Genomic DNA, 12,644 nt, shown 5'->3' with positions numbered 1-12,644 from the left:
TGTTGGGGAGACTAAGAGGGAGTTTCATTATCCATTAATTAACTGTTGACCTCTTATGTAATTAATAATTAATAATTAATAATTAATAATTAATTACCGAGTGCCTATCCCTGTTGGGGAGACTAAGAGGGAGTTTCATTATCCATTAATTAACTGTTGACCTCTTTCGTAAATTGCTCGGGCGTAGTCCGTCCACATTCCCTGTCCCCAATAGCGAAAACAACTCGTTTGTAATAGTAGGTTATATAATAACGCTTGCTGATAGTCTGGTTGGCGGGTTGTGGTCGGGTCTTGGTTAACTAGGGGGTCATATTTGCGGTGAAAATCAGCACTAAGTTGGTTCATGGGTTCCAATACGTTTTCATATCCTTTTACCCAGCTTAGATGATTAGTCCACGATGCACCATCTATATGAAATTGGGGGTCTGTTTCCTGTAAATGAGCGATCGCATTTTGCACAGCTTCCGGCGTAACAGAGTCTACCTTTTCCCAAATTCGATGCTGTTGTATCGCCTGACAAGTCGGGTAGTCTTCTGGCTTCACTCCCGCCGCTTCTAACAATTCTAAATATTCGGTACCATTTAAACCTACAACCCCAGGAGTTCCCCGACCATGATTTTTAATCTGAGACCAGAGAGGGATAAAATCCCTAGGGTATTCATTCATCATCACCCCGCCATTTTCCCCGTCAGCAATTTGAGTCACACAACTGGGAACCATGTATTCCCCTAATTTTTGTAATCCCCGACCCTTGGCTTCATGATAGGGTTGCATTTGCGCGACTAATTTAGTATCAGAACCCTGGGTTTTAATTAAGGCAATTATACTAACTGTTTCTCCCTGAGAATTGCGGGCGATTAAACGATTGGGAATATATTTATCATCATGATGCAGTGGGGAACCGTCTAGGCGTTCTACGGAATGTTCCTGCACCATTAACCATTGATAACCACATTCTTTGAGGGATTTAATATATTCATAGAGTGTATCAGGATGGTTGGGTAGGTGCATTTCTGGGGGTGAAAAACCTTTGACTCTGGCTAAAGCATCCTTGCCAAAAATAGCGGCAAAATGATGTTGCCAAGCCTGAATATGTAATTTGATATCACGAATTGGAGTGGAGGGAATGACTGCATGACTCCACATAGTACCCAACCATTCCACATTCACCCAGTATTGGGGGTTACAGGTAATATTTTTGAGGGTGTCTAGGATATCATTTCGCCCGATTTGTTGCAGTCCCCATAGCAAGTTACCGGAATAGTCTAACATAATCCGAGGATGACAGCCATTGGCTACTAATTCCGGGATAAATTCCCCCATACGTTTATAACACCAGGCGAAGGGTTCGGCGTTATGATTATCGCCTTGGTGGGGGTGTTCAAACATATATTGCAGGTTGCTAATTAATGCGCCATTTTCGCCCGCTGGAATGGTGGGTTGGTGCATATGGAGGGCGCAAGCAAATCCGGCGGTAATTTGGTCTAGGTTGAGGTGGCTAAGGGGTTGAAAAAGGCGATCGCTATGATTCACTACGGCGGTGATATCTGCTTCCCAACCGCAAATATTAGGTAATCCATATCGGATGGCTTCTAAAGTGGGGAAATGATTAGGCTGGGAGGGCGACTGGGGGGTAGTGGTCATATTGGGTCTATCCTAATTTCGCCAATTTACTGTTAAAATTATAACTCAGTTTAGGATTATTTTGCAAGTCATCATGAGCGAATCTTTGATTTATTCATTAGGGGAACTTTATGAAGGGGTGTTAATTAAGCGCTATAAACGACTTATAGCAGATATTAAGTTAAATTCTGGGGAGGTGATTGTCGCCCATTGTCCCAATACTGGCCCGATGACGGGGGTTTGTATTCCCGAAAATCCGGTGATGGTGTCGAAGAGTGATAACCCTAATCGCAAATTAGCCTACACTTGGGAATTAATCCAAGTGGGAGATCATCAACCTACTTGGGTGGGAATTAATACGAGTCTTCCTAATCGAATTGTGGCGATCGCTTTGCAAAAACGCTTATTTTCTCAGTTGGGGGGATATACAAAGGTGAGGCGAGAAGTTAAATATGGCGTGGGGGGGAAAAGTCGGGTTGATTTTCTGTTAGAAGGAGACGACCAACTGATTTATCTGGAGGTGAAAAATACTACCTGGTGTCAGGGGGATGTGGCTTTATTTCCTGATACGGTAACTGAGAGAGGACAAAAACATTTAAGGGAGTTAATTGATACTGTGAAGGGTGGCGATCGGGCGGTAATGTTGTATTTTATTAATCGTGGAGATTGTCCGAAATTCGCGCCCGGAGATGCAGGAGACCCGGTTTATGGGAGTTTATTTAAGGAGGCGATCGCGGCGGGAGTCGAAATTCTGCCCTGTCGTTTTGATGTGACTCCCCAAGGGTTTAAATATTTGGGATTAGCGGAGTTATTGACCGCTAATTAAAGGGGATAATTATCAGGGGTTTTGATGTATAATCACCCCTGATAAGGCTATTTAACGGGCGGTTAAGTTAACATCCCGGAGACGCTGGCTGAGAAATTTACAGATTTCCCAAAGGATTTGGGGGCGCTGGGTTACTAGACTGACAAAACTGGTTTTTTCTAAGGTGAGTAAAACAGAATGTTCAGCAGCGATCGCATTAGCGGATCGCAAAAAGTCTTCAAACAAAGAAATCTCGCCAAAATGTTGACCTTCCTCTAATAGGGCTAACTGTTTTTCCTCCCCTTCAACTTCTCGGACAATGCGGACTTTTCCCTTGACGATAATATAAAAACGTTCCCCCATAGTCCCCTCAGAAAAGATAATTTCTCCGGGTAAATATTCGGCGGACTCCAAAGCATTATCAATCAGCAAAATTTCATCTAAGGACAAGGTTTGAAATAGGGAAACATTTTTGAGTAACAGTAAGCGGTCAATCATAAAATTCTCCGAAATTGATAACTGCTGGGGTTGGAAGACTAAAGATTGGGCAATTTTACGGATAATGGGGTCAGGGTCAGATTTAGCGATCGCCCCAGGAATACCCGCAAAAGCCATCAAAGCCCCCATTTTTAACCAATGATTTGGGGTGTCTAAAACCTCCAACAAAACCGAGTATTTTTTTATCTCAGAACTCCCATTATAAGCCTTAACATTTTCTCCGGTTGCCATAGTTTCTAACAGTGGCATTAAAGGACGAATAAACCGCCCTTGCCTCAAAGAACCCAAAGTTTCGACGGCATGAGAACGCGCCCTTTTATCGGAACTTGATAACAAGACTTTAGCGGCATTTACAGTGGATTCTTGCCCCAAACTAGAGAGGATATAAAAGACTCTTTCAATCATAGAATTTTGGTAGTCTATGATAGCGACTTGCAACATTTCAAAGAGGGGGTCATCAGCATCAAAATGTAGTTGCCATATCCGGGTACGACTAATCAATTTTAAGTCCGGCTGGATAAAATTATAAAGAATATTCTCAGCGGTTTTTGTCCGCACCCAACCAATAGCTACAATCGCCGATCGCACTACTTCAGGACGGGAGGAAAACAGGTAATCCTGCGATACTGCTAATCCTTGATCACCATAAAAACTGAGAGTTTTAGCCGCCTGTTGTCTGACGGCGATATCCTCATCTTCCAAGGCACGAGAAACTTGGATCAACCATTGTTGATCATGAATTTGTTGGATAACCTGTAAAGCTGCTATTCTGACGGTAGGGCGATCGTGATTAAGTTCAGAGGCGGCAATTTGTCCGCATTTAATAGGTTCATAATCGCACAATTCCACCAAAGCCAATAAACCCTTACGCTTAATATCTGGGGGTGCATTTTTCAGGACTTCTGTTAACAGAGGAATTAGTTGAGGGTTACGACTTTCCCCCGCCGCCCTTAATAATGCTCTCCGGGTGGTAATATCGGGTTGAGTCGGACAAACTTGGTGATAAAGTTCTTGAATTGAGCCATCAATTTCGGTCTGAGAAATAGCGACACAAGCTAAGGCGCGCACTTCGGGACTTTCATCATGTAATAAGGTTTGTAGGCGACTCGCAGACAGAGGGGAACCTGTGGCGATATACAATTCTAAAGCCATGCTGCGGACTTTAGGCTTAGGGGAAGATAGGAGGCTTTTAAATTCCAGGTTATTACCCATATTTTTAGTAGTAAATAACCGAATGACAGCCCGACGCACTTGGTCATCAGCATTGACCCAAATATTTTCAATATCAGATGAAAAATCCCTAGGGTTTTCGAGATAAGGGAGTAACTCCAATCCTAATACTTGATTTTGCGGGTTCTTATCCTGAAGAAGCTGGCGCACTTCTGGGCGATATTTACTGGAGAGATACAAGCCATCTCCCACCCTACTTAGGTTAACTGACCCTGACCGTAACATTCCCAAAAGTGATTGGACATAGCTTTTTCCGGTGAAGTAACCAATAACTACTAAGAAACCACTGAGAATTACTCCTACCCACACGACTTGATAGGGGTTAATCCATCCCAAAAATACCATTAAAATTATGCCAGCTATAGATTGCCCTAATGGGGAAAATAAACCCTCTCCCCACACGCGCAACCTACCGCCAAACCTAGCCGGAACAGCATTATAATTAAGGTTGGTTAGAGGTAGGAATATACTATAAAATAAGGCTCTATAGGTAAGCTGCATTCCCATGGCTGCGGTGAGATTATAGCTAAATATAAGTCCCATAAAACTGCCTAATAACATGACAGGATAGACTAAGTTAGTCCGAGGAACTCCTAATTTTTTAATCAGGGGAGTTGTCCCTACAGAAATAATCAGAAATTGAATGGCGGTTAGGGCGGCGGTAATATATCCGAGAAAGGTGGCGAGTTCCTGTTTATCGGGGAATTCTTGTCTATAAATAGTGGAATATTGAAACTCCCCAATCCCTCGGACTAGGGCGGTTCCAAATACGTTAGCAATGAGAAAGATAATAATAGGATAGTGGCGGGATAGTTTGGTTAAGGTCTGCCAGGTTTCTGATAAATTAGACTTCTGGGTTTTGGGTTTTTGATACTCGGTAGGTAGGGGAGTTTGATGGGCTTCTAAATAATAGATTTGCCCGATGGATATCCCATAACAAATAGGGAGCAATAATAGCTGATTCTCTAAGGTAACAAAATCAGATATGAGGGCTACCAAAATACTGCCCAATAAATATCCGGCGGTGGTTCCCAGGTAGATAATTGCTGTGTATTCTTTGAGTTCTAAGTTAGTGAAATAGTCTGATAAAAGTGTCCAAAACTCGATGCGGAATTGCAGGATATAGATTAACCAAATGACAATATAGAGGGTGAAATAAATGGGGATTAAATCGAGGTTTATAAATAGCCGAATACCGATGATTAAGACAGCAGCAACCGCTAAGACAATGCGAAACAGTCGCGGACGGTTGAAGCGGTCTATAATGGCGGTAAAACCACCGGAGACTACCATTAAAATTAATGGCATGATGATGAAAAATAAAGGCAGACTTTCCGCGCCTGCTTTGGCTAAAAATAGCGATCGCCCTAAAGTCATACCAATGGCTTGGGCGACCATTATGGTAAATCCTAACAGGACAAAATGGATTAGCAATTTGGTCTGAGATCCTGACTTTCTCAGCCTCAGCTTTTGTCTAATTAATCTAATTAGCCTCATATATGACCCGAAGTAGATGCCGATCGCATTTTAGCCTACCCGATTAGTTAATCTGGTTAAATTTAACACAAAATTAAGTCGGCTACCCAACCCTCTCCCAGACAGAGAGGGAGTCCGAGGGAGTTTGATTATCAATTATCAGTTGGTTTCGCCTTGTCTGGTTTCAGGAGAAAACTCGCTACTATGATTCCGATAACGGCTAATATTCCCATGGGATAAAAGGCATAAGTATAGCTACCAAACCAGTCCCGAATACTACCCGCAACCAAAGTTCCTAATAAAGCACCTACACCGTAGGCGGTGAAGACAATACCGTAATTTTGGGCGTAGTCATCAGGGTTAAATAATCGCAGGGTGGTAGTCGGCGCAAGGGCTAACCAACCTCCTAAGCAAAACCAAAATAGACAGAAAGCAATTAAATAGGTCGCTATCTGTCCTGACTCAGCATTAATCATTAAAATGCAGGCGATTAAAATCAGGGTATAAGAAGCGATCGCTACATACCGAGGAGGAAAGCGATCGCTTAACCAGCCAAACAGGGGACGACTCACCCCATTAAACAAGGCAAAAAGGGAAACACTACCAGCAGCAAATCTTGGGTCAATTTCAATAATTTCTTCTCCCACGGGGCTAGAAATGCCAATAGCACTTAACCCGACAAAAGTGCCAATAACATAGCATATCCATAGCCCATAAAAAGAAGGACTTTTTAGCATCTTAGGCGGGTAGACAACGGGGGTAGGAATAACTGATGTTGTGGAGATTTTTTGGGTAGGTTGCCAATCTTGGGGGGGCAATTTCATAATATTAGAAATCGCCACAATAATCACCATAAAAGTGATACCCAAAACCAGCAAGGTTGGTCGCACGGTATAACTATCAATCAAGGCTTTAGCGAGGGGGGCGGTGATTAAGGGAGACAAGCCAAAACCAATAATTGTTAACCCGACGGCTAATCCTTTTTTATCAGGAAACCAGCGGGCGGAAACGACCATGGGAACGCCGTAAGTAATACCTACACCAGTCCCCGCAATGACCCCATAGGCGATCGTCATGGTGATAATATTGTCAGCAAAACTAGACAGAATATAGCCCAAACCCACAATAAACCCACCAACTGCTGTAGTGGCGCGAGTCCCAAATTTAGGTATATAAAAACCTGTAATTGGCATCATCAGCGCATAAAAAACCAGCGCCACGGTATAGGGTAACAGGCTTTGGGTGGCGGTGAGATCTAAATCTTTTTCTAGAGGAGTCCTAAAAATACTCCAAGAGTAAACAGTCCCCAAACACAGTAAAACGGTTATACCCAAAGGAATGAGTAGCCATCTTCCTTGGTCTGGTGGTAGTCCTAAAACCCGCAATTCTGAATGATTTTGATGGTCAGCTTTCATAATTTTCTCCCCAGCCCAGCTAAATTTTCGCTAAAATTTGGCGATCGCAATCATAAACCCTATCTTGATCAGCATCAACTGACAAAACGATACGGGACATAAAACTATTGCCGCTTTTCAGGGATATGGTAATAATACGACCATCAATGAGTCGAGTTTGACTGGGGGGCTGTCCGGTCCCTGGATTGACAGGATAAGCGGGAAAACAAGCCCCACTTAAACTTAAACGAATTTGGTGGGATTGAGGAATGCAAATGCAGGTAGGCTGTAAATCAATTCGGATCGGGGTGGTTGGCTGATTAACTCTGATATAACCTTGAGTAAAATTCCAGACACTCCCATCCGATCGCACTTCTGACAAAATAGCACACAAGTCAAAACTAGGACTATCAGCCTCTCCGTAAACCTCAACAAATACATTTCCGGCTAAATGTAAATCCTCATCCAAAGCATCAGAAGTGTAAGTCAGGACATCAGCGCGACAGTCCAAAGCGCGACGGTCAAAAGATCCAGGAGTTAAAGTAGCATGACCCCCAAGGGCTGGGACGGGACGGAAAGGATCATGAACCAACACATCCACGGTATCGGGTAAAATGTGTTCGTCTGGGTCTTGGTCCTCCTCTTCGTCCTCGACGGCTATTATATCCTCTGGTAAAAGCAAACCAGAATCTGATCGAATTGCTGCCAGACCTGTACTGGTGAGAAAATAAGATTGACTAGATCCTTGCGGCCATTGGTCAAACTCTCGCCAGCAATTATCCCCCATAGAAAACAGAGTTACAGGTTTTTCTTCCAAAAGTCCGGTATCAATACCTTTAAGAAAATGGTCAAACCAGCGGATCTGTAATTCATCAATGGGACTAACAGCCTCTGGACCATAATCAATACCACCTACCTGTCGGCCCCAGGGCAAATGTCCCCACGGTCCAATAATCAAATACTGGGGAGATGAACTACGATTAGCCATATCCTGATAGAAATGAACTGTCCCCCGCAGATAGGTGTCAAACCATCCGCCAATGTGCAGCATGGGTAAATCGAGATTATCTCTGGAGGGGGAAAGATGTTGCCAATAGTCCCCCGGCTGATCATGCTGTAGCCAATCATGATAGAAAGAATCAGCAGCCAGGTTTTTAAAGGTTTCAGGAGAGGCAGGAATTTCGCCGTATAAGGGCAGATGCCGGGAAAGATTATATAAACCCCTATAGCTGAGTTCATCCCCCCGCAAGCGCGCGGTTTCGGTGGCTAATTGAATTCCCCAAGCTAGGTTAACCTGCCAGCAAAAAGCCCCCCCTTCGTAGGCCCAATCCTGATACAGGTCACAGGCGACCATGGCGGGACAGAGGGTTTTTAGGGCCTGTGGGTAGCCACTGGCAGCATAAATTTGAGTCATCCCCTGATAGGAAAACCCATACATCCCCACATAGCCATTGCTATGGGGTAAATTAGCAGCCCAGTTGACGGTATCAAGGCCATCTTCTAATTCATGGGCGAATAGTTGAAACACTCCCTCAGAGGTTCCCCTTCCGCGCACATCTTGAATCACTACGATATAACCCTGTTGGGCATACCATTGGGGATGGGCGTAAACTACGGTAGATGCGATCGCCCTTCCATAGGGTTGTCGCATTAATAATACCGGAAATTTCCCCGGCCCAGAAGGGCGATAAATATCAGCATCCAAGCGGACTCCATCTCTGGTGAGCATGGATGCTGTTTCTTGAACTATCATAGATCACAAGAACTCCATGGCAGAACCTGTGGGGTGAGGATGCCCAACACAATATGATTCACCACTTCACCAGGTGAGCAATCCTAAATCCCCACATTATCAAAATTTAATGAGTCCTTGTTGAATTTTCCACTACCTCGAATCAGAACCCGTCGCGATCGCATTCCGTCGAGTTAAAATAGTGGAAAAGGTTGCCAACTGTAGGCATTATAGAGGAGCCCACAGCGGTGGACTAATGTTGATTCCTAGCTAGGTTTTGATCGCCATCTATCTGGTAGGCGATCAACATAGGGCATCCTTGCAGAACCGAGGGCGGTAAACACTGATGCCAACCGCATTTTACTCTCGCCGCATCGTTGGGATTCAGCCACTCCAGAAACACCCAAGCGCCCATAGACAACCTGAGTAATGCTTCACTGGTGATCAAGACAGATGAGCCTGATATTTACTTATTCTTCGTCATCTTCATCAACCATACCCTTGGGTTCAACTTGAATCAGGTGAATATGTTTAGATCCCAGGCGAATCTCAAATTGATCACCAGGTTTCAAACCCATTTCCTGGGTATAGTTAGCACCAATCACCAATGAGCCATTTTTATGAACGCAAGCGCGGTAACTAGCTTCCCGACCTCGTCCATCTTTAGAACGACCCGGATCTAAGGCAATTCCTTTAGCCGCCAGCAGTGCATCATAAAACTCGGTCATGTTCGCACGAGTTTGGTTATCTTTTGTGCGGGTGTAATAGCCACACTGCTTGGCAGTCTCACGACGAGAGTAGTTGGGTCCGAGTGATTTGACTTTATGCAATAAAGTCTTTCCGGTCATCGGTTCTTCTGGAAGTTTTTCTGCTGTAGTTTTTGGCATTGATGTACTCCATTTCTAATTTAGTCAATCCTAACATATTTGTTGGATATTTTATAGATCATATAACTTAAATGTCGCGGCGGGGTAATTTTTTTTATGGCAACTCCTGACATCGACTTGGTCAAACAGTTCAAATCAGAACCAGTGGACTGAAAATCCCCTAAAAATGGACAAAGCAAATTCCCAAATCTTTCCTTTTCCCTGGGGAAGCCATCCATAACAGAATCTAGGTAGATTTGACTGCTAAGATCCCGCCACAAAATAAATATTGTCCCACAAATCAAGGCAGAATATATTACTTTGAAATAATACAGTTACCGTGGATATGATCAGAGTACGGAGAAGGCATCTGTGGTCTCTAGGAACTCCACTTGACAAGATTTGACATAAACTAGACCAAAACCCAGGATCAAAATGCCATATCCGGTGGTTGTGAGCATTCCCGACTCCCACAATTAAGCGATCGCCAATGGGGGTATGATGAACCAAACCTAATAGCGGAAAACAGCCATTTCAGGCGACAGGCTATCAGAGTATCATAGACAGCCTGACAGGAGCAATACCTTTGACTGTTTTCCGGTCGGGAAATGCTATAGCTTAAAAAGCGATCGCACCTGCCAGCAAATCACTCTGATCTAATCTGATTGAGTAATTGATAAAACGGTTCCCAATCATCAGCGGCCGCAATGGGTTCCCAAACCGCCTCAATAGCTGTTCTGAGCAAAACGGTAGTGGGGTTATATTGTTGGAGGGTCTGTTTCATCTGTTCCATTTCGGCCCCAGACAAAGACTGCAAATGGTGACAGTACAGATGTCGCCAGGGGACTAGGTGTTTGAGATCTCCTATATTCTTGAGAATCTCAGTTTCATCATCTCGCCAGAGGGGAGTAAAGCCTTCCCTGAGTTGGGAGAAGAAGTCATGATATCCCACTGTATTGTCTTTGAGCAAATCAATAGTCAACTTAATCAATTCTTCCGGTTCAGAGACCTGTCCTTCTGCAAAGCCCAATTTTTTTAAGATCAATTCCTGGTAAGCCTGACGATAGTAGTCAAAGAAATTGTCTAAAGCCTGTTTGAGGCTATCTGAGTCTGCCACCATAGATAGAGGTCTTTGCAGCAATTCCAGATTACCCCGACAAATCAAAGGCTGATTACCATAGCAGTAAAGCCTACCATAGTCAAAATAGGCAGCGGTGAAAGTCCGATCATAAGTCGGCATAAATGCGTAAGGACCATAATCAAAACTTTCCCCTGTAATCGACATATTATCGGTATTTAAGACACCATGACAAAACCCAGCAGCCATCCACTGAGCGGCTAAAGTGGCTACCCGTTGCACCAATTCCCGATAAAAGGCGACGAAGCGATCGCCAGAGTCTAATAAATGGGGGTAATAAATCTCAACCACATGATCTAAGAGTTTTTTGATCAGATCTGCGCGACCAAAATAGTGCAATCGCTCAAAAGTTCCGAACCGAATATGCGATCGACTCATTCGCACCATTACCGAAGACCGGGTAGGGGAAGGTTCATCCCCCCGCCATAACTTTTCTCCGGTTTCAATTAAACTTAAACATCGAGAAGTCCTCACCCCTTGTCTGTGGAGTGCTTCTGCTGCTAATACTTCCCGGACTCCCCCCTTTAAAGTCAGTCGGCCATCGGCATGGCGAGAGTAAGGAGTTGTACCAGATCCTTTAGTACCAAAATCATACAATTCCCCATCTATGCCGCGCATCTGTCCATACAGAAACCCACGACCATCTCCTAAACCAGGATTATATTCTCCAAACTGATAGCCGTGGTAACGCATCGCCAAAAACTGCGTCACACTTTCAAATTTACCAAAGGCCTCTATAAAATCCTGATCCTGAGTTGGTTGTGGGTCAATTCCCAATTTGAGCAGCAATTCATCATTACGGAAACGCAAAATATGCAGCGGGAAGGAGGCGGCCGCTACGACATCATAATAATCATCCCCCAAGCTCTCAAAAGCGGGTTCATATTCGAGAAACAGAAAAGGATTGGACATGAAGGCTAAAATTCCAATTCTCGATTATTTTATAGGTAAAAATTGGAATTGACAACCCCCTTAATCCGATCGCATAATCGCGATCGCCAATTTTCCAGCCTGATGGCTATTTGGGGATTAATCAGTGATTCTAGGGGGTAAGACCGGGTAAGGAATGCCTAACTCCCCAAAAGTCTTTTTAGCGCGGCGAATTAGGTCAGTTTTAAAAATAAACTCATCCCTAACATCCATGGGATAGCATCTCAGCTTGACCAAAGTTCCCCAAGGCTTCTCATTTACCACAACCAGAATGGGGAGGTTAAGTTGTGTATATTTGCTGGTCTGAGCCACTCTATATAGTATAAGGATAATGCGATCGATATCGGCATCATGGGCAAAATAAAAATCAACGGCGGTCTGTGCTTCTACTTCACCCTTATTAGCATTGATGATCGGCTCTGTCCACATTTTATTATGGGGAATGGTGACAATATCATCATCAGGGGTTTGCAGTTGGATCGCACGCAGTCCATAGCTGATGATTTCCCCATACTGACCATCAATAGTGACGCGATCGCCGACTTGATAAGGTCTTTCAAATAAAGCAATCATCCCAGAGATCACAGAACTGGCATAATCTTTAAAGGCAAAACCTACCGCCACAGCAGCAGTCCCAGTTATCGCCAACAGATTAGTGGAGGATAAGTCCAGAAACAAATTAATCAAGATCACCCCCGCTAACCCAAAAATAAAGGCTCGCCAGAAGGGTACAGACTGTTTAAACGCCAAACGAAACCGCAGCGGGACCTGTTCGGAAAGCCAGTAAAGAGACTTTTCGGTAAGTATAATACCGCCATAGGTCAGCAGAACAATCACGACCCCCCAGATAATTTTCCCAAAGGTGATATCGGCCAAAATTTGATTAGGGTTAGTGGCGGCTTCGCCGTTAGTTTCGGCCAATAACTGATATAGCCAAATGTCGATTAACATT

8 protein-coding genes are annotated in these 12,644 nt (G+C 44.0%); 1 reads left to right on the top strand and 7 read right to left on the bottom strand.

From position 1 onward, the window contains the following. Nucleotides 1-138: 138 nt before the first annotated feature. Nucleotides 139-1,644, bottom strand: a complete 1,506-nt coding sequence (locus tag P5683_RS03990) for a hypothetical protein (RefSeq protein ID WP_006670740.1) — start codon at nucleotides 1,642-1,644, stop codon at nucleotides 139-141. 73 nt (nucleotides 1,645-1,717) lie between these two features. Between P5683_RS03990 and sfsA the strand changes: the two genes are divergently transcribed. Next, nucleotides 1,718-2,449 (top strand): DNA/RNA nuclease SfsA, encoded by a 732-nt coding sequence (sfsA, locus tag P5683_RS03985; RefSeq protein WP_006622385.1) that lies wholly within the window; start codon nucleotides 1,718-1,720, stop codon nucleotides 2,447-2,449. A 51-nt stretch (nucleotides 2,450-2,500) separates the two neighbouring features. Here the strand turns inward: sfsA and P5683_RS03980 are convergent, their stop codons facing one another. The 6 genes from P5683_RS03980 to P5683_RS03955 form a co-directional block, all read right to left on the bottom strand. Beyond that, nucleotides 2,501-5,590 (bottom strand): HEAT repeat domain-containing protein, encoded by a 3,090-nt coding sequence (locus P5683_RS03980; RefSeq protein WP_315639158.1) that lies wholly within the window; start codon nucleotides 5,588-5,590, stop codon nucleotides 2,501-2,503. Nucleotides 5,591-5,784: 194 nt separating this feature from the next. Beyond that, a complete protein-coding gene (locus tag P5683_RS03975) occupies nucleotides 5,785-7,047 on the bottom strand; it encodes an OFA family MFS transporter (RefSeq protein ID WP_006622388.1) in 1,263 nt (420 codons plus the stop codon). 19 nt (nucleotides 7,048-7,066) lie between these two features. Further along, the gene (locus P5683_RS03970; protein WP_006618565.1) at nucleotides 7,067-8,779 is read right to left on the bottom strand and encodes a CocE/NonD family hydrolase; all 1,713 of its coding nucleotides are present in this window, start codon (nucleotides 8,777-8,779) and stop codon (nucleotides 7,067-7,069) included. Between the two features lie 449 nt (nucleotides 8,780-9,228). Next, nucleotides 9,229-9,645 (bottom strand): AbrB family transcriptional regulator, encoded by a 417-nt coding sequence (locus P5683_RS03965; RefSeq protein ID WP_006618564.1) that lies wholly within the window; start codon nucleotides 9,643-9,645, stop codon nucleotides 9,229-9,231. 625 nt (nucleotides 9,646-10,270) lie between these two features. Further along, the gene (locus P5683_RS03960) at nucleotides 10,271-11,674 is read right to left on the bottom strand and encodes a YdiU family protein (protein ID WP_006618563.1); all 1,404 of its coding nucleotides are present in this window, start codon (nucleotides 11,672-11,674) and stop codon (nucleotides 10,271-10,273) included. A 117-nt stretch (nucleotides 11,675-11,791) separates the two neighbouring features. Beyond that, the gene (locus tag P5683_RS03955; RefSeq protein WP_006622391.1) at nucleotides 11,792-12,643 is read right to left on the bottom strand and encodes a mechanosensitive ion channel family protein; all 852 of its coding nucleotides are present in this window, start codon (nucleotides 12,641-12,643) and stop codon (nucleotides 11,792-11,794) included. Nucleotide 12,644: the final 1 nt, after the last annotated feature.

Source organism: Limnospira sp. PMC 1279.21 (genome assembly GCF_032349615.1).
Taxonomy (GTDB): Bacteria; Cyanobacteriota; Cyanobacteriia; order Cyanobacteriales; family Microcoleaceae; genus Limnospira; species Limnospira fusiformis.
The sequence above is the reverse complement of the archived record's forward strand: the minus strand, read 5'-3'. Positions and strand labels throughout refer to the sequence as shown.

What these genes read in the sequence shown, in the direction of transcription:
- P5683_RS03990 (WP_006670740.1), bottom strand. Translation starts at nt 1,644, where the DNA reads ATGACCACTACCCCCCAGTCGCCCTCCCAGCCTAATCATTTCCCCACT.
- sfsA (WP_006622385.1), top strand. Translation starts at nt 1,718, where the DNA reads ATGAGCGAATCTTTGATTTATTCATTAGGGGAACTTTATGAAGGGGTG.
- P5683_RS03975 (WP_006622388.1), bottom strand. Translation starts at nt 7,047, where the DNA reads ATGAAAGCTGACCATCAAAATCATTCAGAATTGCGGGTTTTAGGACTA.
- P5683_RS03970 (WP_006618565.1), bottom strand. Translation starts at nt 8,779, where the DNA reads ATGATAGTTCAAGAAACAGCATCCATGCTCACCAGAGATGGAGTCCGC.
- P5683_RS03965 (WP_006618564.1), bottom strand. Translation starts at nt 9,645, where the DNA reads ATGCCAAAAACTACAGCAGAAAAACTTCCAGAAGAACCGATGACCGGA.
- P5683_RS03960 (WP_006618563.1), bottom strand. Translation starts at nt 11,674, where the DNA reads ATGTCCAATCCTTTTCTGTTTCTCGAATATGAACCCGCTTTTGAGAGC.
- P5683_RS03955 (WP_006622391.1), bottom strand. Translation starts at nt 12,643, where the DNA reads ATGTTAATCGACATTTGGCTATATCAGTTATTGGCCGAAACTAACGGC.